The sequence below is a fragment of the Tepidimonas fonticaldi genome (assembly GCF_001675355.1).
Classification (GTDB): Bacteria; Pseudomonadota; Gammaproteobacteria; order Burkholderiales; family Burkholderiaceae_C; genus Tepidimonas; species Tepidimonas fonticaldi.
The window spans coordinates 1-25,541 of sequence record NZ_LZDH01000006.1; the positions used below are offsets into that span (position 1 = coordinate 1).

Below are 25,541 nucleotides of genomic sequence, written 5' to 3' on the forward strand. Positions count from 1 at the left end.
CACCCCGCTGGAGTCCACCACCAGCGACGACATCGAGCTGGCGGTGCAGGCCTTTGCGCGCCTGCTGCGCGATCTGGCGGCCGAATTGGCCTGACCGCCCCCGCCCCCTACCCCTCGCTTTGCCACCCCACTGCCATGACCCGCCCCCCCGTGGACCACGCTGCGCTGGACGCCTGGATCGAGGCGCACTTCGACGAACAGGTGCGCTTTTTGCAAACGCTGGTGCGCGTGCCCACCGACACCCCGCCCGGCGACAACGCCCGCCATGCCGAAGTGACCGCCGCGGCCCTGGAGACCCTGGGCTGGGCGGTGGAGCGCCACCCGGTACCCGCGGAGGTGGTCCAGGCCGCCGGGCTGACCTCGATCACCAACCTGATCGTGCGCCGGCCCTACGGCGACGGCGAGGCGGCGCGCCACCCGGTGATCGCGCTCAACGCCCACGGCGACGTGGTCCCCCCGGGCGATGGCTGGACGCACGATCCGTATGGCGGCGAGATCGTGGACGGCAAACTCTACGGCCGCGCGGCGGCGGTGAGCAAGAGCGACTTTGCCACCTACGTCTATGCGGTGCGGGCACTGGAGGCCGTCGCCCGCCCGAGGCGCGGCACGGTGGAGCTGCACTTCACCTACGACGAGGAGTTTGGCGGCGAGCTGGGACCGGGCTGGCTGCTGGAGCGCGGCCTGACCCGCCCCGACCTGATGATGGCCGCCGGCTTCAGCTACCAGGTGGTCACGGCGCACAACGGCTGCCTGCAGCTCGAAGTGACGGTGGAGGGCGAGATGGCGCACGCCGCCATCCCCGACACCGGCACGGACGCGCTGCAGGGCGCCGTGCACATCCTGCAGGCGCTCTATCGGCTCAATGCCGAGTACCTGGCGGTGCGCTCGGGGGTGGAGGGCATCACCCACCCGTACTTGAACATCGGCCGCATCGAAGGGGGCACCAACACCAATGTCGTGCCCGGCAAGGTGGTGTTCAAGCTGGACCGCCGCATGATCCCGGAGGAAGACCCGGCCGAGGTGGAAGCCGCGCTGCGCCGCACGATCGCCCAGGCGGCCGCCAGTTTTGCGCCGCCGCGCGGCGGCCGGGCGTTGACGGTGACGGTACGCCGGCTGCTGCTGGCACGCGCCATGCGCCCGCTGCCCGGTGCCCGCCCGCTGGTGCAGGCGCTGCAGCGCCATGCGCAGGCCGTGCTGGGCGAGGCCATCCCCGCCGTCGGCACGCCGCTCTACACCGATGTGCGGCTGTATGTGGAGCGCGGCATCCCCGGCGTGATCTACGGCGCGGGGCCGCGCACGGTGCGCGAGTCCAACGCCAAACGGGCCGACGAGCACCTGGTGCTGGAAGACCTGCGGCGCGCCACCCGGGTGGTGGCGCGGGCGCTGGCCGACCTGCTGGAGGGCTGACGGCCGGCCGTCAACCGCTCTGGCGTCGCCGCTCGCGCACCGACGAGGCGACCGCCGCCGCGATGAAGCCCACCCCGATCAGGCCGGTGACCACCTCGGGGACGTGGGCGACGGTGCCCAGGATCATGATCGCCGCCAGCGCGCCGATCGCATAGTGGGCGCCGTGCTCCAGGTAGACATAGGCCTCCAGCGTGCCGCGGTTGACCAGGTACACGGTCATCGAGCGCACGAAGATGGCGCCGATGGCCAGCCCCAGCATGATGATGACGACATCCTTGGTGATGGCAAACGCCCCGATCACCCCGTCGAACGAGAACGAGGCGTCGAGCACCTCCAGATACAAAAAGCTGGCAAATCCCGAGCGGTGCATGGCGGCGACGGCGGCGTCGCCCGCCTCCTCCGACTCGAAGAGCGCACCCACGGCATCCACGGCCAGATAAAGCAGGATGCCCGCGATGCCGGCGACGAACACCCGGGTCTGCTCCGCCTCCGGCACCCACCAGCGGGTGGAAAACACCACCACCAGCGCGATGAAGACGCTGATCTCGTCGAACTTGGCGGCCCGCACCATGCGCCGCTCCAGCGGCCCGAGCCAGTGCGTCTCCTTGTTGCGATCGAACAGGAAATTGAGGAACACCAGCAGCAGGAACATCCCGCCAAAGGCCGAGATGACCGGATAGACCCCCGTGAGCACGCGCGAGTACTCGTCCGGCTGCTGCAGCGCCAGGCGCACCGTCTCGCCCCAGCCGATGTCGGCCGACACCGCGACGATGATGATGGGAAACACCAGCCGCATGCCAAAGACCGCGATCAGGATGCCGATGGTGAGGAAGAGCTGCCGCCACAGCGGACTCATGTAGCGCAGCACCCCGGCGTTGACGACCGCGTTGTCGAAGGAGAGGCTCACCTCCAGAATGGCCAGCACCGCGGTCAGCCACAAGGCCGTCCACAGCCCCATGGGGGACTGCAGCCCCCACCACGCCGCCAGCCCCAGGCAGACGGCCGAAAACACCAGCGAAAAACGGAAATCCCGGATCACGAGACGGCCTCCTGCGACGCGCGCGGTCGGTAAAACAAGGGGTAGCGCCGCTGGACGACCGGGCTGTCGAACGCCCAGGTCAGGCACGTGCCCAGGTGCGGCGGGGGGCTCCCGTCATCCCCTGGCGCAAAGGCGTCCGGCGCCCGCGTCTGGAAGGCGGCCGTGGCCAGTTGCACCAGCAAGTCGCGCAGATGGGTGCAGCCGCGCTCGCCCCCCATGCGCTGTTCGATGATCTTGCGCCAGCCGCGCCCCATGCGCTCACCGATGAGGCCGCGCAAGGGTGCCATGGTCTGCGGACACGGCGCGTGCGGATGGGCATCCATCGCGACGGCGATGTCGCGGATGGTCCATGCGTCGTCCAGCGTCACGCGCAGGTGCATGTGGTGGATGGGCTGGCCGGGCGACCAGGCGCCCTCGCCCTCGATTTCGAATCCGTAGGGCTTGACGTCGGTCAGCTCCGCCTCGATGTCCCACAGACCGTCGTCGCGCCGGTAACCGCGGAACTCGACGCGGCGGGTGTGCATGGGCTGGCGGGCAGCAGGGGGTGGCAGTGGCAAGGTGACGGCTCCTTCGGGTACCCGGATGGGTAAAAGCGCAATTGTCCCCCGATTGTCACGAAACGCGCGGCGGGGGTGCTGTCGGTTGGGTGACGCGGGTCAGTCGGCCGGCGGCGGCAGTCCCGCCAGCACGGCGACATGGGCGCGCAAATCGGCAGCCCAGGTGCGGCGGTCGCGCCCGTCCGCCGTTTGGGGCTCCCCCCAACGCAGGTGGACGGCCAGATCGGTGGCGGTGAGCACGCGCCAGACGGAGGCGAGCAGCGTCGCATCACCCACATACACCGGGGCGTCGTGGCGGGCGAGGGCATCCGCCGCCGCCCCCATGGGCCGGTAGGCCAGGCCCAAGGGTTGGACCGGGGCACCCGTGGCCACCGCCGCCTGCAGCAGGTTGGCGTGAAAGGGCAGCACGGAGCGGCCGTCGCTGGTGGTGCCCTCCGGGAACACGGCCAGCACATCGCCCGCCTGCAGCCGCTCGGCCAAGTGGTGCACCACCCGCAGGGCATCGCGCTTGCGGTCGCGCTCGATGAAGAGCGTGCCGGCCCCCGCGACCAGCCGGCCCAGCAGGGGCCAGTGCCGCACGTCGGCCTTGGAGACGAAGCGGCACGGCCACGCCGCGTCGATCGCCAGGATGTCCAGCCACGACACATGGTTGGATACGACGAGCAGCGGACCGCGGGCAGGCGGCACGCCGTCCACCCGCAGCGCCACGCCCAGAATGGCCAGCGCGCGCGCGGACCACGCCTGGATGCGGGCGGCACGGGCGGCCTCGTCCCACTGCGGAAAATGCCGCCAGACCGTCCACAGCCCCCCAACCACATGGGCGAGCAGACGGGCGCCGCGCCACAGCGCGCGCACCCCGCGGCCGCGCCGCGCCGGGCCCGTCTCAGGCCGCGGCATCGAAGGCCACATGCCCGCCGACCAGCGTGGCCCGCACGCTCGCGGGCAGCGCGTGGCCCTCGAACGGCGTGTGGCGGCCCTGGCTGCGCAGCCGGGCGGGGTCCACGCGCCAGGTGGCCGCCGGATCCAGCACGCACACATCGGCCACGCCGCCCACGGCCAGGCGGCCGACGCTGGCCTGCAGGGTCCCCAGCCGCGCGCCCAGCACGCGCGCCGGCCCGGCCGTCAGCACCTCGGCGGCGCGGACCGCCGGCACGCCATCCTGCTCGGCCCACTTGAGGGCCAGGCCCGCCAGCAGCTCCACGGCGGTGGCGCCGGGTTCGGCCTCGGCAAACGGCACCGCCTTGGCATCGGCCGACACGGGGTTGTGGTCCGACACCAGCGCATCGATGGTGCCGTCGGCCAGCGCCTGGCGCAGGGCGTCGCGGTCGCGTTGCTGACGCACCGGCGGCTGCAGGCGCAGCCGGGTGTCGTAGTAGCCGATGTCGGTGTCGGTGAGCAGCAGGTTGTGCACGCTGACGTCGGCGGTCACGGGCAGGCCTTCGGCCTTGGCTTGGCGCACCAGGGCCACGCCGGCCGCGGTACTCAGCCGGCACACATGCAAGCGCACGGGCGGTGTCGCCGCAGCCGCCCCCGCCGCGGCGGCCACACCGCGCAGCAGCTCGAACAGCGTGTGCAGCGCGACCACCTCCGACGCCGCCGACACGCCGGACAGGCCCAGGCGCGTCGCCAGCGGCCCGCTGGCCATCACGCCTTTGGACAGCCACGGCTCCTCCGGCCGCAGCCACAGCGTGTAGCCAAAGGTGGCCGCGTACTGGAAGGCGCGCTGCAGCACCTGGGTGTTGACGATCGGCCGGTCCGCCTGGCCAAAGCCCACGCAGCCCCGCTCGGTGAGCTGCACCATCTCGGCCAGCACCTCGCCCTGCAGACCGCGCGTCAATGCACCCAGCGGGAACAACCGCGCGCGGTGCAGCTTTTCGGCGCGCGCCTTGAGCATGTCCACCAGGCCCGGCTCATCCAGCACGGGGTCGGTGTCGGGCGGGCAGACCAGACTGGTGACACCACCGGCCACGGCCGCCGCGGTCTCGCTCTCCAGCATGCCGGCGTGTTCCTGGCCCGGCTCGCGCAGGCGCACGCTCAGATCGACCAGCCCCGGCAGCACCCAGCAGCCGCTGGCGTCGATCACGCGGTTGGGCGCGAAGTCGGCCGGCGCGCTGCCAATGCCGATGATGCGGCCCGCGGCGATGGCGACGTCGGTCACGCGGTCGATGCCGCTGGCGGGGTCGATGACCCGGCCCTGTCGGATGAGTATCTTCATGCCTCGTTCCCCGCGATGATGCCCATGACCGCCATGCGCACCGCGATGCCGAAGGTGACCTGCGGCAGCACCACGCTCTGCGCGCCGTCCACGACGCTGGAGTCGATCTCCACCCCCCGGTTGACGGGCCCGGGGTGCATGACGATGGCGTCCGGCTTGGCCCAGCGCAGCCGCTCCGGCGTCAGGCCGAAGCTTTGGTGGAACTCCTGGCTGGAGGGCAGCAGCGCGCCGCTCATGCGCTCGTTCTGCAGCCGCAGGGCGATCACCACGTCGCAGTCGCGAATGCCCTCCTCCAGCGAATGGCAGACACGCACGCCCAGGTGCGACAGGTCGCTGGGCACCAGGGTGCGCGGGCCGACCACCCGCACGTCCGGGCAGCCCAACGTCGTCAGCGCGTGGATGTCGGAGCGCGCCACCCGCGAGTGCAGCACGTCGCCCACGATGGCCACCGAGAGCTGGGTGAAGTCCTTTTTGTAGTGCCGGATGGTGTACATGTCCAGCAGCCCCTGCGTGGGGTGCGCGTGGCGCCCGTCGCCGGCGTTGATGACATGCACATGCGGCGCGACGTGCTGGGCAATCAGGTAGGGCGCGCCAGATTCGCTGTGACGCACGACGAAGATGTCGGCCGCCATCGCCGAGAGGTTGGCGATGGTGTCCAGCAGCGTCTCGCCCTTGGCGGTGGAGGAGCGCGCGATGTCCAGGTTGAACACGTCGGCCGACAGGCGCGTGGCGGCGATCTCGAAGGTCGTGCGGGTGCGCGTGCTGTTCTCGAAGAAGAGGTTGAACACGCTCTTGCCGCGCAGCAGCGGCACCTTCTTGACCTCGCGGTCGTTGACGCTGACGAACTGCGCCGCCGTGTCCAGGATCTGGGTCAGGATGGCGCGCGGCAGCCCCTCCGTGGACAGCAGGTGGATCAGCTCGCCATGGCGGTTGAGTTGGGGGTTTTTCATGGCAGGGGGCTCCGGGGTTCAGCCCAGGCGGGAGGCGGCGCGGTCCAGCAGCACGAAGCCAAAACGCCCGTCCGCATCCTGCACCAGCTCGAAGGACTGGTGCGCGGGCAGCGGCAGCCGCACGGCCGCGGCGTCGGCGGCCACCGGCAACTCGCGCCCGCCACGGTCCACCAACACCGCCAGCCGCACGCTGGCCGGCCGGCCGTAGTCGAACAGTTCATTGAGCACCGCGCGCAGGGTGCGCCCGGTGTAGAGCACGTCGTCGATCAGCAGCACATGCGCGCCCTCCACCTCGAAAGGCAGGTGGGTCTGTGCGGCCGCCGTGGCCAGGCCGCGCTGGGCGTAGTCGTCGCGGTGCAGCGTGGCGGCGATGACGCCGGGCGCGCCGGGCAGGCCCAGCTCGCGGTGCAGCCGGGCAGCCAGCCACGCCCCGCCCGAGACGACGCCCACCAGGTGCGTGGGCTGCGGCCCGCTGGCCAGCAGGGCCTGGACGGCGCGGCGCAGCTCGGCATACAGGGCCTCGGCGTCCAACGGCAGGACACCGGCGGCGCCCGCGGCGGCGGGGGCGGGATCGGCGGTCATGGCAGGCTCCTCAAAAATTGTTCCAGGATGATGCAGGCCGCGCCCGCGTCGGCATCGTCGGCCCCCAGGGCGTGTGCCTCGGTGCTGCTGTAGCGCTCGTCCACCTCCACCACCGGCAAGCCGCTGCGGCCGTGCAACTGCCGCGCAAAGCGCCGGGCGCGCTGCGTCTGCTCGTGCGGGGTGCCGTCCGGGTGGCAGGGCACCCCCACCACAAGGGCGTCGGGCCGCCACTCGCGGATGACGGCGACCAGGCGCTGCCAGCGGGCGTCGCCCTGCGCCTGCACCGTGGGCAACGGCGTGGCCGTGCGGGTGATGGCGTTGCCGCTGGCCACACCCACCCGCCGCTCGCCCCAGTCGAAGGCCAAAAAGGTCTGCGCGCCCGCGGGCACCGCCCCCCAGGTGGTCATGCCCGCCCCGCACCCGGCGCCAGCATCCACGGCTGCACGCCCAGCAAGGCCATGGCGCGCTCGTAGCGCTCCTCCAGCGGCACCTCGAACAGCAGAGCCGGATCGGCCGGCACCGTCAGCCAGGCGTTGTCGCCCAGCTCCGACTCCAACTGCCCCTCGCCCCACGAGGCATAGCCCAGCGTGATCAGGATCTGGCGCGGCCCCGCCCCGGCGGAGACGGCTTCCAGCACGTCGCGCGACGTGGTCAGCTCCAGACCGCTGCCCGCCACCTTGAGCGACGAGGCGTAGACCGTGGGGCGCCCGCTGGGCGACGCAGCCCCCTCCGCAGCGGAAGAAGCCGGCGCATCCACCGCAGGCGCGGCGCCCGCGGCCTGCAGCAACGCGGGCACGGCCGACGCCGGCGCCGGGGTGTCGGCGACCGCGCGGGGGGGCTGCGCCACCATCAGCGGCAGCGGCTCGCCCATGTCCTCGTGCAGCACAAAGCCGCGCTCGGTCTGCAGCGGCCCGCCCCGCAGCACCGGCATCCCCGCCCAGTCCGGGCGACCCAGCGGCAGGTCCAGCCGCTGGAACAAGTCGTCGATCGTGATGCCGCTGGGCTTGTTGACGATCAACCCCAGCGCCCCCTTGGGCGTGTGCTCGCACACATACACCACGCTGCGGCCGAACAGCTCGTCATTCAGCCCGGGCATGGCGATCAAAAAGTGATGCGTCAAGTTGACGGGGGCGTCGTCTGCGGACATGGGCCGATTTTAGTGGCCGGCCTCGGCGGTGTTGGTGACTTGGTGCGCCTGTGCTAGATTGCCAGCTCCCCCACCGCTGCATTCGCCATGAGCCGACTGACCATCACGCTGGACGACGGTCTGCACCAGGCCCTCAAGGAGGCTGCCGTTCGTCAAGGGCGCTCGATCAACAAAATCATCGAAGAAAGCCTGGTGATGCGGGGCATCAAGCCGGTGCACAGCGCACGCGCCTTGGTGGCGCAGGCCCGTCAGCGAGCGGGGCTGGCGGAGGCCGACACACTAGCGCTGTCCGTCGAGGAAACCCGGCGAATCCGCGGCGCATGAGCCGGTGTTTCATCATCGACACCAACGTCTTGGCGGCGGGGCTGATCACGGGGGATCGAAACAGCCCGACCGCCCAGGTCCTGGATGCGATGCTGGCCGGGCGCCTGCCATTTTTGCTGTCGCCCGCGCTGCTGGACGAATACCGGTGCGTCCTGCTGCGGCCCAAGCTGCGCCGAGTCCATGGGTTGACCGAAGCCGAGATCGACACGATCTTGACCGAGATCGTTGCCAACGCCCTGTGGCGAGACCCTCCGGACGATCGCCTGCATACGACACCCGACCCAGGGGATGCCCATTTGTGGGCCTTGCTGGCGATGGAGCCCACCGCGGCACTGGTCACCGGGGACCGGCTGCTGCACGTCCACCCGCGCCCGGGCAGCACCATCATCAGCCCGGCTGACTGTCTGCCGCTGATCAACCCCTGACTGGCATGCCCACCGCCCCCAAACACTACGACACCGGCCTGATGTGGTTTCGCCGTGACCTGCGGGCCGAGGACAACGCCGCGCTCTACCACGCGCTCAAGCACTGTCGCCGGGTGTGGTGTGTGTTCGTATTCGACACGGCGATTTTGCAGCCGCTGCTGGCGCGTGGCCTGGCGGCGGACCGCCGTGTGGAGTTCATCCACGAAAGCCTGATCGACCTGGACGAGCAACTGCGTGCCCTGGGGCGCTCCAACGGGGTGGAGGGCGTGGGGCTGATCGTGCGCCACGGCGCGGCCGCCGAGGTCATCCCGCGCCTGGCGGCCCAGCTTGGCGCGCAAGCGGTGTTTGCCAACCATGACGACGAGCCCTATGCCCGCGCGCGCGACGCCCAGGTGCTGGGCGCACTGGCACACGGGGGGGCGGTGCTGCAGACCTTCAAGGACCATGTGATCTTCGAGCGGCACGAGGTGCTGACGGGCAACGGCCGGCCGTTCACGGTGTTCACGCCGTACCGCAATGCGTGGCTCAGGGCGCTGACCGACTTTCAGCTCAAGGCCTACCCGGTGGAGCGCTACGCCGACGCGCTGGCGCCCTGCCCGGCCGATCTGCCGCCGGGCGTGCCGCCGCTGGAAAGCCTGGGCTTTGCGCGCACCAATCTGCGCGAGCTGAAGGTGCGCACCGGCAGCCGCGGTGCCCGCGCATTGTTGGAGGATTTCGCCACCCGCATCGAGCACTACCACCAGGCGCGCGATTTCCCGGCGGTCAAGGGGCCCAGCTACCTGAGCGTGCACCTGCGCTTTGGCACCCTGAGCATTCGGACCGCGGCGGGCCTGGCCCACGGGCTGCACCGGCAGGGGCTGGCGGGCGCGACCGCATGGCTGTACGAGCTGATCTGGCGCGACTTCTACCACCAAATCCTGGCCAATTTTCCGCAGGTCGGCGAAGGCCGCGCCTTCAAGCCGGAGTACGACGCCATCCGCTGGGAGCGCGGCAAACACGCCGAGGCGCTGTTCGCCGCCTGGCGCGAGGGGCGCACCGGCTACCCGCTGGTGGACGCGGCGATGCACCAGCTCAACCGCACGGGCTACATGCACAACCGCCTGCGCATGGTGGTGGCCAGCTTTCTGACCAAGGACCTGGGGCTGGACTGGCGCTGGGGCGAGCAGTACTTTGCGGATCACCTGATCGACTTCGATCTGGCGGCCAACAACGGCGGCTGGCAGTGGGCGGCTTCCAGCGGCTGCGACGCGCAGCCGTACTTTCGCATCTTCAACCCGGTCAACCAGAGCCAGAAGTTCGATCCGCAGGGCAAATTCATCCGCCGCTACCTGCCCGAGCTGGCCGCGCTGCCGACCGAGGCGCTGCACGCGCCCTGGCTGGCCAAACCGGCCGATCTGCAGGCCGCCGGGGTGGTGCTGGGGCGCGACTACCCCAAGCCGATCGTGGACCATACCGAAGCGCGCGCCCGCACGCTGGAGCGCTACGCCGTGGTCAGGAAGGGCTGAGCCCGCGCCCGCCCGGCGGCGCCAGCCGCGCATAGGCCGCGACGAGCGCGAGCAGCTCGTCCTCGGCATAGGGCTTGCCCAGGTAGTGGTTGACGCCCAGCGATTCGGCGTGGGCGCGGTGCTTGTCGGCCAGGCGGGAGGTGACCATCACCACCGGCAAATCGGTCCAGCGCGGATCGTTGCGCAAGGCCCGCACCAGCTCGAAGCCGTCCATGCGCGGCATCTCGATGTCGCACAGCACGACGACCGGCGCCTCCTCGCGCAGGCGCTCCAGCGCCTGGACCCCGTCGCCCGCCAGCGCCACCCGATAGCCGGCGCGGCGCAGCAGGCGCTGGGTGACACGCCGCACGGTGATGGAGTCGTCCACCACCAGCACCAGGGGGGCCACGGCAGGGGGCGACCCGCTGCGTGCGGCCTGGACTGCCGGGGTGCCCCCCGCGTCGGCCGCCCATTGGCGCGCCCCCTCGCCATACTCGGCCATCAGCGCCAGCGGATGGTAGATCAGCACCACACCACCGTCGGGCAGCACGCTGGCACCGGCCAGCCCGGGCTGGCGCGCCAGCAACGGCGGCAGCGGGCGCAGCACGACCGTCTGGCGCCCCAGCACGGCGTCCACGCGCAGCGCGACCCGGCGGCCCGCGCTGTGGCACTCCAGCACGGGGATGCCGCGGCGATCGGCACGCGGGGACGGGCGCGGCGACACGCCCAGCAGCGCCCCCAGCCAGAACAAGGGCATCAGCGCCGCCCCCTCGCGCCACTGCCCGGCCAGCTCGGCCGCGGTCAGCTCCGGCCCATGGACGCGGCGCACCGCCTCCACCCAGGGCACGGGCAGGCCGATCACCCGGTCGTCCACCCGCACCAGCACCACGGCGGTGATCGCCGTCGTCAGCGGGACCACCAGATGCCAGCCGGTCCCGCCCCCGGCGGGCTCGAAGCCCTCGATCCGCCCCCCCAGCGCGAGCAGCTCGCTGCGCACCGCATCCAGCCCGATGCCGCGCCCCGCCCACTCGTCCACCTGGGTTGCCGTGCTGATGCCCGGCGCCAGCGCACAGCGCACCGCGTCGCCGCGCGTGAACGGCGCATCCGCCGGGTGCAGACCGGCCGCCACGGCACGACGGCGCAGTCCCTCCAGATCCAGCCCGGCGCCGTCGTCGGTCAGCGTCAGGCTCAGGTCCTGCCCCTGCACCTGCAACGCAATGGCGATGCGTCCCGCGGGCGGCTTGCCCGCGGCGACCCGAGCCTCGGGCGACTCGATGCCGTGCACCACCGCATTGCGCAACAGGTGTTCCAGCACGGGCACCAGCCGTTCGAGCACGGCGCGGTCCAACACCGCGGCACCGCCCTCCAGGTGCCACTCGACGGTGCGGCCGCGGGCCTCGGCGGCTTGCCGCAGACCGCGGGCCAGGCGCTCGGCCATGCTGTCGAAGGGCACGAGCCGGGCCTCCAGCAGCGCGCGCTGTCCGACGCGGGCCTGGCGCTCCTGCGCGGCCAGATGCCCTTCGGCGGCGGCTACCGCGCGCTGCATCTGGTGCTGCACGGTGGCCACGTCGTCGATGGATTCGGCCAACAAACGGGTCAGCTCCTGCACGCGGGTGTAGCGGTCCAGCTCCAGGGCATCGAAGCCGTCCGGCACGGGGCCGGAAACGCGGGCCGGCGTCTGGGATTCGGTCTGGCGCTGCAACTCGCGCCATTGCTGGCGCAGCCGCTCGACGTTGGCCGCCATGTCGCGCAGCGAGCGACGCAGCGCCCCCAGCTCCCCGCCGAGACGCTGGCGGTTGGCCAGTTGGTCCGTCACACCCGCCAGCAGCCGCTCGATCAGGTCCGCCCGCACGCGCAGCACCGGCTCGGGCTCCCCCGGCGCGGGGGACGGAGGGGGCGGGGCAGATGCGGAAAGCGGGGACCGCGGGGCCGGGACAGCGGGCGGAGGTTCGGCCGAGTCGCCGCAGCCCGCCTGTTCGGCCTGGGCCATCCAGGCACCCAGGACCCGACGCAGGGCAGCCGGCACGGGGCCGTCGGCGGGCACGGCCAGCACCTGGGCCTCCAGCGCGTGTGCCTGCTCCGCCAGCGCCGCCAGACCGGCCAGGCGCGCGCCACCTTTGGCGGTGTGCAGCAAGCGCAGCAGCTCCGCCTGGGCGGCGCCGTCGCCCCGGTCGGCCCACCGGGCCAGCGCGGCCGACAGGCGCGGCAGCAGGTCGGCAACTTCCGCCCGAAAGTCGTCGAGCACCGCCGGGGTGTCGGGAGCAATATTGGTCGGCGCCGGCGGCCAGTCGGCCAAGGCACTCAAGGTGTCGGCCGCGGGTTCGCGGTAGCAGCCCGCGGCCAGTTGGTGCAGCAGCCCGCGCAGCTCGCGGGCGGCGCGCGCCACGACGGCCCGGTCGTTCGCCAGCGGCGCGGGGTGGGTGGCGGCGCGCAGCAGCGCCTCCTCCAGCGCACGCGCGAGCGCGGCCAGCGGGGCATGCCCGATGGTGGCGGCCTGCCCGGCCAGCGCATGGGCCCGCTCGGCCGCGGCCTGCACGTCGCCGGCCGCGCCGGCGCCGCCCACCCCGTCGGCCCAATCGTCCAGCGTTTGCTCCAGCGCCAGGGAATGCGCATCCGCCTCCTGCAAAAAGACCTGGTACAGCTCCGGATCCAGCACCAACGGGCCGATGTGGATCGGCGCCGGCATAGGCACCGGAATAGGCGCCGGCTCGGTCGTGGCGGGGGGCTGCGCCGCTTCGGGTTCGGCGCGCTGCAGCGCAGCTTCGACCTCGGCAAGGCGCCGCGCCTCGTCGGCCGGTGGGCCGCCATGCGCCCAGGCGTCCACCCACGGCACCAGGCAGGCGTGTGCTGCGGCGATCGCGTCCCGCTCGGCGGGCGCCAGCGGCCGCGCTTCGGCCAGCCAGGTGTTCAACCGCCGCTCGGCCTGCCAGGCGGCCTCGCCGAGCGCCGTCAGCCCGACCAGCCGCGCGCTGCCCTTGAGCGTGTGAAACAGCCGCCGCAGCCGCGCCAGGGCCGCCTGGTCGCCGGGAGCGGCACGCAGGGCGTCGAGCGCCGTGGCCATGCCGGCCAGCAGGTCGCGCGCCTCGGCCAGAAAGATCGCCCGCTCGTCGATGTCGGGAGCGTCGGACTCGGCATCGGTGACGGCAGGGGCCTCGGCGCTCGCGTCGGCGGCCGCCGGTTCGGCGCGCACGGCCGTGGCGGCGGCCTGCACCGCGCGCAACACCCCGGCCTCGGCATCGAAGCGGAAGGTCTGCGCCGCCAGCGCCGCCTCGCGCTCCCACACGTCGATCCAAGCCCCCAGGGCGGCGAGGTTGGCCCCCAGGCGCTCGACCTGCGCCTGTCGCTCGGCCGGGGCGGGCAAGGCGCCCTGCGCCAGCCATTCGGTCACAGCCTTGTCCATGATGGTCAAGGCGTCGGCCACGGCGGGCATGTTCATCAGCGCCGCATGGCCGCGCAGCCGCTGTAGACGCTGGGGCACCGCCCGCAGGCCGGTCCATGCCTCGGCATCGCCCTGGCGCCACAGGGCCTCGAAAGCGGCTTCGAGCGCGGCCAGTTCGTGGCGCCACTCGGCCGCCAGGCGCCGGGCGCCCTCGCGCTCGCTCCAGACGCGGTAGCGCTCGCTCAACCACGGTGGCGGTGGGGGCAGCGCCTGTCCTGACGCAGCGGCACGCAGCCGGTCCGCCAGGGTGCGCAGCCGGCCGGCCTGTGCCGGGTCCAGGGGATCGACGGACTCCAGCTCCGCCTGCAAACCCAGCAGCGCGAGCACGGGTTCGCTCGACGGTGCGCCGGCCGCCTCGGGGTGTGCGGCCCAGGCCCGCCAGGCGTCGGCCAGGGCCGGCCAGGGATCGGGCCCGTCGGCCAAGGCATCGGCCAGGGCCGCCACGGCGGCGGTCGGCGGCGTGGTGCCACCCTGGGCATCGGCCGCCTCCCAGCGGCGCTGCACATCGGCCGCGGCGGCCTGAACGCGGGCGACGGTTTGCGGGTCCACGGCACCGAGCACCCGCTGCTCGGGGTCCCACCGCAACGGGGCCTGCCAGCCCATCGCGCGCCACAGCACGGCGGCGTGCGGCAACGCGTCGTCCGGGGCCGGATCGATGCGCGCCGCCAGATACAACCACTCGCGCGCGGCGGCGTCCCAGCGGGCCGATGCGGCCTCGTCGGCGCTCGGTGCCCCGTCGCCCCCCTCGGCCGCCAGTTGGCGCAGCAGCGCGGCCAGCGCCCGCTTGGCCCACACGTCCAGCGGCAGCCGCTGGGCGGCCAGCCCCTCGAACACCGCAGCGGCGATCAGCCAGAACCGCCGCTGCGCCCCATCGTCCACCGCCCGCGACACACCACCGGCCAGCCGGGCCAAGGCCGCGGCCGCGCTGGGGCGCCCCTCGCGCAACAGCGGCAGGGCCAGCCGCTCCAGGTGGGTGCGCACGCGCGGCCCTGGCGCGACGGTCGGGCCCGGGGGCGGTTCCACCGCCGGTGGCAGGGATGCCCCCCACAGGTCGGCCGGGTGCGGGCGGCCCTGCGCCCACTGCTGCCAATCCCGGTACGTGGGGAACAGCGTCAGCCCCGGCAGCCCCTGCTGGCGCAGGTGGCGCTGCAGTTGATCGCGCAGCGCCCACACGCCGCGCTCGACCAGCGGTAGGACGGCGGCCTCTGCCGCCAGCGGGCGCTGCACCAGCCGCTCCAACACGGCCTGCAGGGCCGCGACGGTGCGGGCCTCGGCCGGCAACTCCACCATGTCCAGCACGCCGGCGGCCTGGTGCAGGGCCTGGACCTGCCAGCGCAGCTCGCTGTCGTCCACCGCAGCCAGATCGCCCGCGCGGGAGCGCTCGTGCGCCGCCACATACTGCCGCACCGCGGCCAGGGTGGCGTCCAGCGTGTGCTCCAGCGCCTCCCGAAGCCACGCCAGCGGCCCCGGATCGGTCCCCGGCCCGCCCACGGCGATGGGCGGTGATGGCGGGGCGTCGTCGCGCTCGGCCACGTCTCAGCGAATCTTGAAGCGGGCCACCGACTGGCGCAGCTCGTCCGCCACGCGGGCCAGCTCGCGCACCTGCTGCACCGTGGAGCGCGTGCCCTCGCCGGTCTGCTCGGTGACGCCCAGGATGTGCTGGATGCTGGTCGCCGTCTGCCCGGCCAGCGCCGCCTCGCGACCGGCGGAGCCGGCGATTTGTTCGACCAGCTCCGCCGCCTGCCGCGACAGGCGGTCGATTTCGGCCAGCGCCGCGCCGGCGTTGTCGGACAGCCGCGCACCTTCGACGACCTCGCGCGTGGAGCGCTCCATCGCCAGCACGGCGTCCTGCGTGTCGGCCTGGATGGCGCGCACCAGCGCGGCGATCTGGCGCGTGGCGTCGGCGCTGCGCTCGGCCAGCCGCTGCACCTCCTCGGCCACGACCGAAAAGCCCCGCCCCGCCTCGCCCGCGCTGGCGGCCTGGATGGCGGCGTTGAGCGCCAGCACATTGGTCTGTTCGGTGATGTCGGCGATCAGGTCGGTGATTTCCCCGATCTCCTGCGAGGACTCGCCCAGCCGCTTGATGCGCCGGGCGGTGTCCTGGATCTGCTCGCGGATCGTGCTCATGCCGCCGATGGTCTCCTGCACGGCGCGCGCGCCCGACTCGGCGGCGGCCCGGGCCTGCCGCGCCGCGTCGGCCGACGCCTGCGCCTGCGCGGCCACCTCGGTGATGCGGCCAGACATGTCGAGCACGGACTGGCCGGTTTCGCGGATCTCGCGCAACTGCTCGGTGGACGCGGCCAGCAGTTCGATGGAGGTGTTTTCCACGCGCGCCGTGGTCTCGGCGACGCGCTGCGCAGCGGCCTGCACCTGGGCCACGAGGGTGCGCAGTTCCTCCACGGTGTAGTTGACCGAGTCGGCGATGGCGCCGGTGATGTCCTCCGTCACCGATGCCTGCTGGGTCAGATCGCCCTCCGCCACCGCCTGCAGTTCGTTCATCAGGCGCAGGATGGCGGCCTGGGTGGCGTCGTTGACCCGCTTGGCCTCGCGCTGCTGCTCCAGCGCCTGGGCCCGCGTGCGCTCCAGCTCGGCCTCCCGCTGGCGCACCCGGATCCGCTGCGCGCGCCAGGCCATTGCGAGACCCGCAACGGCGAGCGCGCCACCCCCCGCGGTCAACGCGGGCCACCACGCGAGCGGCAGCGGCAGCGCGTCGCCCGCAAACGCCGGGGCGATGGCGGACACGGCCATGGCCAGCGTGCCCAGCCCCGCCAGCCACAAGGCCGGCCCGCCGGCCCCGTCGGCTTCAGGGGCCTCGATGGGCGCGGCTGCGGTGGCGCGCGGGCGAGCGGCACCGGCCGGGGCCGCGGGCGGACGGGCGGCTCGGTCCCCGCGCGCGGCGGCGGAGGGACGGGCGTAGGTGGAGTCCCCCAGGGTGGAGCCCGCCTCGCCCAGCGTGGAGTCGAGCCCGGACGGCACATCGTCCACGACCGGGGCGCGGGAAGGGGCGGCGCGCTGGCGCAGGGCATCAAACATGGTCGGTCCTCGGTGGCGGTGCCCAGGCGGGCTGGTGCAGCCCCGCTGGGGCGATGCGGTCGCGGATCAGGGCGGCGTCCATTTGGGGAACCACCCGGCCATCGGCGTCCCGCCAGGCCTTGCGCCATGGGGCGGGCGCAGCCGCCGGCGTCAGGGGTGCGGGGCCGCGCAGCCCCGGCAGCCGGTCCACGCACAGCGCCAGGGGCAAGCCGGTGGCCGGGGCCAGGATCAGCCAATGGGTCGGCGCGGGCCGGTCCGGCCCGACTGCGCCACCGGCTGGCGGCAGACCGAGCGCCGCCACCCAGTCGATGAGGGCGACCACCGCCCCGCGCACCCCGGCGACACCCCGCACCCACGGCCGGGCGTGGGGCAGCGGCTGCACCGGCAGGGGGGATACGATCTCGCTGGCATCGGTGAGCGGCAGCAGCACCTCGACGCCCCGCCAACTCAAGGCCATCCAGCCGGGGCGCACCGGCTCGCGCACGGCGGCCGCGAGCCGCCGGGCCAGGTCGGCCTGAAACGCCGTCAGGCCATGCGGCCCCTGCGCCGGGTGCTCAGCCAACGCCGCCATCGCCGTCTCCGCCGTCCGCCAGGATCGCCTCGATCTTGCCGAGCAGCACGGCCGGATCGAGCGGCTTGGTGAGATAGTCGCGCGCGCCCTGCCGCAGGCCCCAGACGCGGTCGGTCTCTTGCCGCTTGCTGGAGCAGATGACGATGGGCACATCGGCATAGGCCGGGTGGCGGGCAATCGTGCGGGTAAGCGCAAAGCCGTTGGTCCCCGGCATGACCACATCCATCAGGATCAGGTCGGGCCGCTGGGCCTCGAGCGCGCGCCACGCCTGCTCGGCATCGTAGGCGCTGCGCACCTGGTAGCCGTGGCGCGTGAGCAGGTTGCGCAGATACACCTGCTCGGTGCGCGAGTCGTCGACCACCAGGATGTCCTTCACGGCCGCCGCTCCGCCGCCCGCTACGGCGCCTCGGCCACCGCGCCGGAGGGGGCGTAGCGCGCCACCGCCTCCAGCAGCCCCTCGGCCATGAACGGCTTGGCCAGATGATCGCTGGCGCCGGCCAGGCGCGCGCGCGCGATGTCGAACACCCCGTCGCGCGAGGACAGCATCACCACCGGCACGGCCGCAAAGCGGGGGTGGCGCTTGATGATGGCGCAGGTCTGGTAGCCGTCCAGCCGCGGCATCAGAATGTCGCAGAACACCAGATCCGGCGCAAAGTCGTGGATCAGCGCCAAGGCCTCGAAGCCGTCGGCCGCCAGCAACACCTCGTGCCCCCCGCCGCGCAAGGCGCGCTCGGCGCTGCGCCGCACCGTCAGGCTGTCATCGACCACCAGCACCTTGCGAGTCGCGGCAGGGCGGGGGTCCATGGCCGGTGCGGGCGTCGGGGGCGGGGTGTCAGATCTGCACCATCTCGAAATCTTCCTTGCGCGCGCCGCATTCCGGGCAGGTCCAGTTGACCGGCACGTCCTCCCAGCGGGTGCCAGGCGCGATGCCATGCTCGGGGTCGCCCGCCGCCTCGTCGTAAATCCAGCCGCAGATCAGGCACATCCAGGTACGGTTCGGGGTGGTCATGGCAGGTGGGTCAGACACGTCCAAGTAGAATGGGCCCATTGTAGCCACGGCCCCCGCGCCCCATGCCCGAGACCCCGACCGCTGCCAGCGAAGCGCCGGCCCGCCCGCCCTGCGTGCTGTGCTTCAATGCCAGCGACCCGAGCGGCGCCGGCGGACTGGCGGCCGACCAGACCGCCATCGCCAGTGCGTCGTGCCATGTGCTGCCGGTGGCCACCTGCGTGTGGCTGCGCGACACGCGCCACCTGCACGGCCACTATGCGCTGGAGGCCGACTGGATCGACGATCAAGCCCGCGCCGTGCTGGAAGACGTGTCCGTGGCGGCGATCAAGGTCGGCTTTGCCGGCAGCCCGGCCGGACTGGCCGCCATCGGCGCCATCCTGAGCGACTACGACGAACTGCCCGTGGTCACCTACCTGCCCGAGCTGGCCTGGTGGACCGACGGCGAGCGCGAGGCCTACCTGGAAGCCTGCGAGGCCCTGGTGCTGCCCCAGACCGATGTGCTGGTGGGCAACCACCACACCCTGGCGCGCTGGCTGCTGCCCGATTGGGACGACGAGCGCCCGCCCGGCCCGCGCGACATCGCCCGCGCCGCCGCGGTGCACGGCGTGCCCTACACCCTGGTCACTGGCCAGGCGCGCGGCGAGCGCATCGACAACCACCTGGCCTCGCCCGAGGTCGTGCTCGCCCACGCCGAGTTCGAGCGCATCGACGCCACCTTCATCGGGGCCGGGGACACGCTCTCCGCCGCCCTGACCGCGCTGCTGGCACACGGCAGCGAGCTCTCGCAAGCCGGCGCCGAGGCGCTGGGCTACCTGGACCAGGCGCTGGCCAATGGCTTTCAGCCCGGCATGGGCCACGCCGTGCCCGACCGACTGTTCTGGGCCGACGACGACAGCGCCGACGCCCCGGACGAATCCTCTCCCTCACCATGACCGACCGCAATCAACTCTTGTTCGACCGTGCCAAGGCCGTCATCCCCGGCGGCGTCAATTCGCCGGTGCGCGCCTTCCGCGCCGTCGGCGGCACGCCGCGCTTCATCACCCGCGCCGAGGGCCCCTGCTTCTGGGACGCCGACGGGCGGCGCTACATCGACTACATCGGCTCCTGGGGGCCGATGATCCTCGGCCACGGCCACCCCGAGGTGCTCGAGGCGGTGCAGGCCGCCGTGCGCGACGGCTTTTCGTTCGGCGCGCCCACCGAGCGCGAGATCGAGTTGGCCGAAGAAATCATCCGCCTGCTGCCGAGCCTGGAGATGGTGCGCCTGGTCAGCTCCGGCACCGAGGCCGGCATGAGCGCGATCCGCCTGGCGCGCGGCGCCACCGGCCGGCCCAAGATCATCAAGTTCGAGGGCTGCTACCACGGCCATGCGGATGCGCTGCTGGTCAAGGCCGGCTCCGGGCTGGCCACTTTCGGCCACCCCACCAGCGCCGGTGTGCCGCCGGAGGTGGTGCAGCACACGCTGGTGCTCGAATACAACAACGTCGCGCAGCTGGAGGCGGCGTTCGCCGAGCACGGGCCGCAGATCGCCGCGCTGATGATCGAGCCGATCGCCGGCAACATGAACTTCGTGCGTGCCAGCGTGCCGTTCATGCGCCGCTGCCGCGAGCTGTGCACGCAGCACGGCGCGCTGCTGGTGTTCGACGAGGTGATGACCGGTTTTCGCGTCGCGCTGGGCGGCGCGCAAAGCCTCTACGCGCGCCTGATCCCGGGCTTCGAGCCGGACATGACGGTGATGGGCAAGGTCATCGGCGGCGGCATGCCGCTGGCGGCCTTCGGCGGCAAGCGCGCGGTGATGGAGCAGCTGGCCCCGCTCGGGCCGGTCTACCAGGCCGGCACGCTGTCGGGCAACCCGGTGGCCACCGCCTGCGGGCTGGCCACGCTGCGCCTCATCCAGCGCCCGGGCTTCTTCGAGCAGCTCGCGGCGCGCACGCGCGCGCTGGTCGAGGGCCTCAAGGCCGAGGCCGACCGCGCCGGCGTGCCGTTCAGCGTCGACAGCGAAGGCGGCATGTTCGGCTTCTTCCTGCTGCCGCAGCTGCCGCAGAACTACGCCCAGGTGATGGCCAGCGACGCGCCGCGCTTCAACCGCTTCTTCCACGGGATGCTGGAGCGCGGCGTCTACTTCGCCCCGGCGCTGTACGAGGCCGGCTTCGTCAGCGCCGCGCACGGCGAGGCCGAGATCGAGGCGACGCTGCAGGCCGCGCGCGCCGTTTTGGCCACCCTGTAAGCCACGCATGCCCACCCGTCGCGACTGTGTGTTGGGCCTGGCGGGCGGTCTGGCTGCGGGACTGACCGGGCTGATGGGCCTGCCCGGCGCCGGGTACGCCACCCCGGCCCGCCGCCGCTACGGGCATCTGATCGCGGTCGGCGGGGCCGAGGACCGCCAGCGCGACCGCCTGATCCTGCGCCGTTTCATCGAGCTCAGCGGCGGCCCGCAGGCACGGCTGCTCCTGCTCACCGCGGCCAGCGGCGATCCGGCCGGCGCCTGGGAGGGCTACCGCAGCGTCTTTGCCGAGCTGGGCGCGCAGCGGGTCGAGCCCATCGACTTCCGCACGGCGGAAGAAGCCAACGACCCCGCGGCGGTGCAGCGCATTCTGGACGCCGACGGCGTCTACATCAGCGGCGGGGACCAGCGGCGGCTGATGTCCGTGCTTTGGGAGTCGCAGGCCGCGCGCGCCCTGCACCTGGCCTTCCATGTGCGCGGCTGCTGCATCGGCGGCACCAGCGCGGGGGCGGCGGCGCTGTCGCGGCAAATGCTGGCCATCGGCGAGCCCACGCTGCGGCCGTACCGCGACGCGGTGTCGCTCGACATCGGCCTGGGGCTGCTCGCCAGCGCCATCATCGACCAGCATTTCAACGAACGGCACCGCCTCGGGCGGCTGCTGTCGGCGCTCGCCCTGCGGCCGGACCTGCTGGGGGTGGGCATCGACGAGGACACGGCGTTGGTGATCGAGCGCGGACGGTCCATCGAAGTCCTGGGCAACGGTGCCGTGACCCTGGTGGACGGCCGGCAAATGCGCTCCAACGTGCGCGAGGTGGACCCCGAGGAGCCGCTGACGCTGCTGGACGTGCGGGTGCACCTGCTGCCCGCCGGCACGCGCTACGAGGTGGTGGACACCGACCCCGACACGCCCGCCCCGCCCCCGGCCCTGCGGCAGGCGCTGGAGCTGCTGGTGCGCCCCGGCCCCATCCGAGGCTGAGGCGCGCGCCCCATCAGAGCAAACGGGCCAGCAGGGCGCCGTCGGCCGGCCCCTCCAGCGGCACCCACACGCGCAGCGGATTACCGGCCGCAACCTCGATCGCGCGCCCCTCGGCGTCCTGCATCGCCGCCAGCGTCACGACGCGGTTGCCGCGCGGGTGGATCACCTCCAACCGGTCGCCCACGGCAAAGCGGTTTTTGGTCTCCACCTCGGCCCAGCCGTCGGCACGCACGCCGACGACGTCACCCACATACTGACTGCGGGTGGGCGCGGAGTGGCCGCTGGCGTAGTTTTGATAGTCCTGCGCCGGCCGGCGCTCCAGCAGGCCGCTGGTGTAGCCGCGGTTGGACAAGCCTTCCAACTCCGCCAACAGGCTGGGGTCGAACGGCCGACCCGCCACCGCTTCGTCGATCGCGCGCCGGTACACCTGCGCCGTGCGCGCCACATAGTAGGCGCTCTTGGTGCGGCCCTCGATCTTGAGCGAATCGACACCGATGCGCACCAGCCGCTCCACATACTCCACCGCGCGCAGGTCGCGGCTGTTGAGGATGTAGGTGCCGTGCTCGTCCTCCATCACCGGCATCAGCTCGCCGGGGCGCGAGGCCTCCTCCAACAGCCAGACGCGGTCCGCGAGCGGGTGGCGCCGCCCGTCGCCGGTGGTGGACGGCGCCGGCTCCCACTGCGCCTCGGCCTGCGCCTGCTCGCGCGCAAAGTCGAAGTCGGCGCCCAAGCGGCCGGCCTCGCCCTCGCCGTCCGCGCCCGCCGCGCTGCGGCATCCGGCGCCACAGCCCACAGCGCCCAGCGGCTGCACGTCGCCGGCGTCGGTCTCGCCGGCCGCGTGCGTGCGGTAGCCCCAGCGGCAGGCGTTGGTGCACGTGCCCTGGTTGGGGTCGCGCCGGTTGAAGTAGCCGCTCAGCAGGCAGCGCCCGGAGTAGGCGATGCACAGCGCCCCGTGCACGAACACCTCCAGCTCCACGTCCGGGCAGGCGTCGCGGATCTGCGCGATCTCCTCCAGGCTCAGCTCCCGGCTCAGGATGATGCGCGACACCCCGGCGCGCTGCCAGAACTTCACCGCTGCCCAGTTGGTCGTGTTGGCCTGCACCGACAGGTGGATCGGCACCTCGGGCCAGCGGCCGCGCTCCATCTCCTCGCGCACCAGCATGATCAGGCCCGCGTCGGCCATGATCAGCGCATCCGGCCGCAGCGCCACCACCGGCGCCAAATCGCGCAGGTAGGTGCGCACCTTGTCGTTGTGCGCGATCAGGTTGCTGGTGACGAAGAAGCGCTTGCCGCGCGCGTGCGCCTCGGCAATGCCCTGGGCGATCTGCTCCAGGCGGAATTCGTTGTTGCGCGCGCGCAGCGAATAGCGCGGCTGGCCGGCGTAAACGGCATCGGCGCCGAAGTCGAACGCGGCGCGCAGGTGCGCCAGCGAGCCGGCGGGCAGCAGCAGTTCGGGAATGCGCAAAGTCATGCGTAATGGTAGCGGCACGCCGCCGAGCGGGGGACACACGAAAAACGGCCCCCGAGGGGGCCGTTCGGCAGGGCACACGCCGCGGGGTCAGACCGTCACGGCCTTGGCGGTTTCCGCGTATTCCTCGATCTGGTCGAAGTTCATGTAGCGGTACACCTCGCCGGCCTTCTGGTTGATCACGCCCATCTCGGCGTGGTACTCGGCCGGGGTGGGCAGGCGCCCCAGGCGGGACGCGATGGCCGCCAGCTCGGCCGAGGCCAGGAACACATTGGTGTTCTTGCCCAGGCGGTTGGGGAAGTTGCGCGTGCTGGTGGAGACCACCGTCGCGCCCTCGCGTACCTGCGCCTGGTTGCCCATGCACAGGCTGCAGCCGGGCATCTCGGTGCGCGCACCGGCCGTGCCGAAGGCGGCGTAGTGGCCTTCCTTGATCAGCTCGTTCTGGTCCATCTTGGTCGGCGGCGCCACCCACAGACGCACCGGGATGTCGCGCTGGCCGTGCAGCAGCTTGGCTGCCGCGCGGAAGTGGCCGATGTTGGTCATGCACGAGCCGATGAAGGCCTCATCGATCGGGGTGTTCTGCACCTCGGACAGGAACTTGGCGTCGTCCGGATCGTTGGGGCAGCACAGGATGGGCTCCTTGATCTCGTTGAGGTCGATCTCGATCACGGCGGCGTATTCGGCGTCGGGGTCGGCCTCCAGCAGCTCCGGCTTGGCCAGCCAGGCCTCCATCGCCTTGATGCGGCGGGCCAGCGTGCGGGCGTCCTGGTAGCCGTCGGCGATCATGTTCTTGAGCAGCACGATGTTGCTCTGCAGGTACTCGATGATCGGTTCCTTGTTGAGCTTGATCGTGCAGCCCGCCGCCGAGCGCTCGGCCGAGGCGTCGGACAGCTCGAACGCCTGCTCCACCTTCAGATCGGGCAGGCCCTCGATCTCCAGGATGCGGCCGGAGAAGATGTTCTTCTTGCCCTTCTTCTCCACCGTCAGCAGGCCCTGCTTGATGGCGTAGAGCGGAATCGCGTGCACCAGGTCGCGCAGCGTGATGCCGGGCTGCATCTGGCCCTTGAAGCGCACCAGCACGCTTTCGGGCATGTCCAGCGGCATGACGCCGGTGGCGGCGGCGAACGCCACCAGCCCGGAGCCGGCCGGGAAGCTGATGCCGATCGGGAAGCGCGTGTGGCTGTCGCCGCCCGTGCCCACCGTATCCGGCAACAGCATGCGGTTGAGCCACGAGTGGATGACGCCGTCGCCCGGGCGCAGGCTGACGCCGCCGCGGCTGCTGATGAAGGCCGGCAGCTCGCGGTGCATCTTGACGTCCACCGGCTTCGGATACGCCGCGGTGTGGCAGAACGACTGCATCACGAGATCCGCCGAGAAGCCCAGGCAGGCCAGGTCCTTCAGCTCGTCGCGCGTCATCGGGCCGGTGGTGTCCTGGCTGCCGACAGTGGTCATCTTCGGCTCGCAGTAGGTGCCGGGGCGGATGCCCTTGCCTTCCGGCAGCCCGCAGGCGCGGCCGACCATCTTCTGCGCCAGCGTGTAGCCCTTGCCGGTGTCCACCGGGGCCTTGGGCAGGCGAAACACCGTGGAGGCCGGCAGCCCCAGGAACTCGCGCGCCTTGCCCGTCAGGCCGCGGCCGATGATCAGGTTGATGCGGCCGCCCGCGCGCACCTCGTCCAGCAGCACCTCGCTCTTGAGCTGGAAGGTGGCGATGACCTCGCCGTTCTTCTCGATCTTGCCGTCGTAGGGATAGATGTCGATGACGTCACCGAACTCGATCTTGCTGACGTCCACCTCGATCGGCAGGGAACCCGAGTCTTCCTGCGTGTTGAAGAAGATCGGCGCGATCTTGCCGCCCAGCGTCACGCCGCCATAGCGCTTGTTCGGCACATAGGGGATGTCGTGGCCGGTGGCCCAGATGACGCTGTTGGTGGCCGACTTGCGGCTGGAACCCGTGCCCACCACATCGCCGACGTAGGCCACGAGGTGCCCCTTCTGCTTCAGGCGCTCGATCACGCCGATCGGGCCGCGCTTGCCGTCCTCCTCCGGCTCGAACGGCGCATCGGGGCGCTTGTTCTTGAGCATCGCCAGGTAGTGCAGCGGGATGTCCGGGCGGCTCCAGGCGTCCGGCGCGGGCGACAGGTCGTCGGTGTTGGTCTCGCCGGGCACCTTGAAGGCGGTGACGGTGATCTTCTTGGGCACCTCCGGGCGCGAGAGGAACCACTCCGCATCCGCCCAGCTCTGCATGACGGCGCGCGCGTGCGCGTTGCCGGCCTGCACCTTCTCGGCCACGTCGTGGAAGGCGTCGAACATCAGCAGCGTCTTCTTCAGGCCCTCGGCCGCGATCGGCGCCACCTCGGCGTCGTCCAGCAGGTCGATCAGCGGCTTGACGTTGTAGCCGCCCACCATCGTGCCCAGCAGCTCGGTCGCCTTGGCCTTGCTGATCAGCCCGACCTGGATGTCGCCATGGGCCACGGCCGCCAGGAACGACGCCTTGACCTTGGCCGCGTCGTCCACCCCCGGAGGCACGCGGTGCGTCAGCAGGTCCAGCAGAAACTGCGGATCCTCGCCCGCGGGCGGGTTCTTGATCAGCTCGATCAGGTCGGCCGTCTGCTGCGCATTCAGCGGCAGCGGCGGGATGCCCAGCGCGGCGCGCTCGGCCACATGGTCACGATAGGCTTGCAACATGGTGTGTGC

At 72.3% G+C, this 25,541-nt stretch carries 22 protein-coding genes and 1 pseudogene; 7 read left to right on the forward strand and 16 right to left on the reverse strand.

Going from position 1 to position 25,541, the window contains the following annotated elements; translation table 11 throughout:
- Positions 1-135 precede the first annotated feature (135 nt).
- A complete protein-coding gene (locus A9O67_RS01140) occupies positions 136-1,407 on the forward strand; it encodes a M20/M25/M40 family metallo-hydrolase (RefSeq protein ID WP_068606559.1) in 1,272 nt (423 codons plus the stop codon).
- A gap of 10 nt (positions 1,408-1,417) precedes the next feature.
- On the opposite strand, the gene A9O67_RS01145 is transcribed toward A9O67_RS01140, so the two are convergent.
- The 8 genes from A9O67_RS01145 to A9O67_RS01180 all read right to left on the reverse strand — a co-directional run bounded on the left by A9O67_RS01145 (position 1,418) and on the right by A9O67_RS01180 (position 7,897).
- Complete coding sequence (locus A9O67_RS01145) at positions 1,418-2,446, reverse strand: DUF475 domain-containing protein (RefSeq protein WP_068606561.1); 1,029 nt, start codon at positions 2,444-2,446, stop codon at positions 1,418-1,420.
- Positions 2,443-2,970, reverse strand: a complete 528-nt coding sequence (locus A9O67_RS01150; RefSeq protein ID WP_231960164.1) for a DUF2889 domain-containing protein — start codon at positions 2,968-2,970, stop codon at positions 2,443-2,445. The genes A9O67_RS01145 and A9O67_RS01150 overlap by 4 nt, the downstream gene beginning before the upstream one ends.
- A 132-nt stretch (positions 2,971-3,102) precedes the next feature.
- Positions 3,103-3,900: a lysophospholipid acyltransferase family protein gene (locus A9O67_RS01155; RefSeq protein WP_068606566.1), complete on the reverse strand. Its 798-nt coding sequence runs from the start codon at positions 3,898-3,900 to the stop codon at positions 3,103-3,105.
- Positions 3,887-5,218 (reverse strand): dihydroorotase, encoded by a 1,332-nt coding sequence (locus A9O67_RS01160; protein WP_068606568.1) that lies wholly within the window; start codon positions 5,216-5,218, stop codon positions 3,887-3,889. The genes A9O67_RS01155 and A9O67_RS01160 overlap by 14 nt, the downstream gene beginning before the upstream one ends.
- Positions 5,215-6,168 carry an aspartate carbamoyltransferase catalytic subunit gene (locus A9O67_RS01165; protein ID WP_068606570.1) on the reverse strand — a complete coding sequence of 318 codons (954 nt, stop codon included), beginning with the start codon at positions 6,166-6,168 and terminating at the stop codon, positions 5,215-5,217. Before A9O67_RS01165 ends, A9O67_RS01160 begins: the two co-directional genes overlap by 4 nt.
- An 18-nt stretch (positions 6,169-6,186) precedes the next feature.
- Positions 6,187-6,750, reverse strand: coding sequence for a bifunctional pyr operon transcriptional regulator/uracil phosphoribosyltransferase PyrR (gene pyrR / locus A9O67_RS01170; RefSeq protein ID WP_068606572.1), 564 nt, complete (start codon positions 6,748-6,750; stop codon positions 6,187-6,189).
- Complete coding sequence (ruvX, locus tag A9O67_RS01175; protein ID WP_068606574.1) at positions 6,747-7,157, reverse strand: Holliday junction resolvase RuvX; 411 nt, start codon at positions 7,155-7,157, stop codon at positions 6,747-6,749. Before ruvX ends, pyrR begins: the two co-directional genes overlap by 4 nt.
- Positions 7,154-7,897 carry a YqgE/AlgH family protein gene (locus A9O67_RS01180; protein WP_068606576.1) on the reverse strand — a complete coding sequence of 248 codons (744 nt, stop codon included), beginning with the start codon at positions 7,895-7,897 and terminating at the stop codon, positions 7,154-7,156. The genes ruvX and A9O67_RS01180 overlap by 4 nt, the downstream gene beginning before the upstream one ends.
- An 87-nt stretch (positions 7,898-7,984) precedes the next feature.
- Between A9O67_RS01180 and A9O67_RS01185 the strand changes: the two genes are divergently transcribed.
- Genes A9O67_RS01185 through A9O67_RS01195 form a run of 3 tightly spaced genes read left to right on the forward strand, consistent with a single transcriptional unit; the run spans position 7,985 to position 10,151 of the window.
- On the forward strand, positions 7,985-8,221 hold the full coding sequence (locus A9O67_RS01185) for a CopG family transcriptional regulator (RefSeq protein ID WP_068606578.1): 237 nt from the start codon (positions 7,985-7,987) through the stop codon (positions 8,219-8,221).
- On the forward strand, positions 8,218-8,646 hold the full coding sequence (locus A9O67_RS01190) for a putative toxin-antitoxin system toxin component, PIN family (protein WP_068606580.1): 429 nt from the start codon (positions 8,218-8,220) through the stop codon (positions 8,644-8,646). Before A9O67_RS01185 ends, A9O67_RS01190 begins: the two co-directional genes overlap by 4 nt.
- Before the next feature lie 5 nt (positions 8,647-8,651).
- Complete coding sequence (locus tag A9O67_RS01195) at positions 8,652-10,151, forward strand: cryptochrome/photolyase family protein (RefSeq protein ID WP_068606582.1); 1,500 nt, start codon at positions 8,652-8,654, stop codon at positions 10,149-10,151.
- Here the strand turns inward: A9O67_RS01195 and A9O67_RS01200 are convergent.
- From A9O67_RS01200 to A9O67_RS01225, 6 genes and pseudogenes are all read right to left on the reverse strand, one after another.
- Complete coding sequence (locus A9O67_RS01200) at positions 10,138-15,102, reverse strand: hybrid sensor histidine kinase/response regulator (RefSeq protein WP_068606584.1); 4,965 nt, start codon at positions 15,100-15,102, stop codon at positions 10,138-10,140. The two genes, A9O67_RS01195 and A9O67_RS01200, sit on opposite strands and share 14 nt — an antisense overlap.
- 3 nt (positions 15,103-15,105) lie before the next feature.
- A pseudogene (locus A9O67_RS01205) lies at positions 15,106-16,311 on the reverse strand (methyl-accepting chemotaxis protein); the annotation flags it as partial.
- 283 nt (positions 16,312-16,594) lie between these two features.
- Positions 16,595-17,173: a chemotaxis protein CheW gene (locus A9O67_RS01210; RefSeq protein WP_068606586.1), complete on the reverse strand. Its 579-nt coding sequence runs from the start codon at positions 17,171-17,173 to the stop codon at positions 16,595-16,597.
- Positions 17,157-17,549, reverse strand: coding sequence for a response regulator (locus A9O67_RS01215; protein WP_068606588.1), 393 nt, complete (start codon positions 17,547-17,549; stop codon positions 17,157-17,159). The genes A9O67_RS01210 and A9O67_RS01215 overlap by 17 nt, the downstream gene beginning before the upstream one ends.
- Positions 17,550-17,569: 20 nt before the next feature.
- Positions 17,570-17,977, reverse strand: a complete 408-nt coding sequence (locus tag A9O67_RS01220) for a response regulator (RefSeq protein WP_068606591.1) — start codon at positions 17,975-17,977, stop codon at positions 17,570-17,572.
- A 28-nt stretch (positions 17,978-18,005) separates the two neighbouring features.
- A complete protein-coding gene (locus A9O67_RS01225) occupies positions 18,006-18,182 on the reverse strand; it encodes a rubredoxin (protein WP_082955266.1) in 177 nt (58 codons plus the stop codon).
- Between the two features lie 62 nt (positions 18,183-18,244).
- Between A9O67_RS01225 and thiD the strand changes: the two genes are divergently transcribed.
- The 3 genes from thiD to A9O67_RS01240 are packed head-to-tail and all read left to right on the forward strand — an operon-like array spanning position 18,245 to position 21,379.
- On the forward strand, positions 18,245-19,114 hold the full coding sequence (gene thiD, locus A9O67_RS01230) for a bifunctional hydroxymethylpyrimidine kinase/phosphomethylpyrimidine kinase (RefSeq protein WP_068606595.1): 870 nt from the start codon (positions 18,245-18,247) through the stop codon (positions 19,112-19,114).
- Positions 19,111-20,406 carry a glutamate-1-semialdehyde 2,1-aminomutase gene (gene hemL, locus A9O67_RS01235; protein WP_068606596.1) on the forward strand — a complete coding sequence of 432 codons (1,296 nt, stop codon included), beginning with the start codon at positions 19,111-19,113 and terminating at the stop codon, positions 20,404-20,406. Before thiD ends, hemL begins: the two co-directional genes overlap by 4 nt.
- A 7-nt stretch (positions 20,407-20,413) precedes the next feature.
- Positions 20,414-21,379: a cyanophycinase gene (locus tag A9O67_RS01240; protein ID WP_082955267.1), complete on the forward strand. Its 966-nt coding sequence runs from the start codon at positions 20,414-20,416 to the stop codon at positions 21,377-21,379.
- A 13-nt stretch (positions 21,380-21,392) separates the two neighbouring features.
- Here A9O67_RS01240 and trhP read toward each other — a convergent pair whose 3' ends face one another.
- A complete protein-coding gene (gene trhP, locus A9O67_RS01245; RefSeq protein ID WP_068606598.1) occupies positions 21,393-22,850 on the reverse strand; it encodes a prephenate-dependent tRNA uridine(34) hydroxylase TrhP in 1,458 nt (485 codons plus the stop codon).
- Positions 22,851-22,937: 87 nt separating this feature from the next.
- Complete coding sequence (gene acnB, locus A9O67_RS01250) at positions 22,938-25,532, reverse strand: bifunctional aconitate hydratase 2/2-methylisocitrate dehydratase (protein WP_068606600.1); 2,595 nt, start codon at positions 25,530-25,532, stop codon at positions 22,938-22,940.
- Positions 25,533-25,541: the final 9 nt, after the last annotated feature.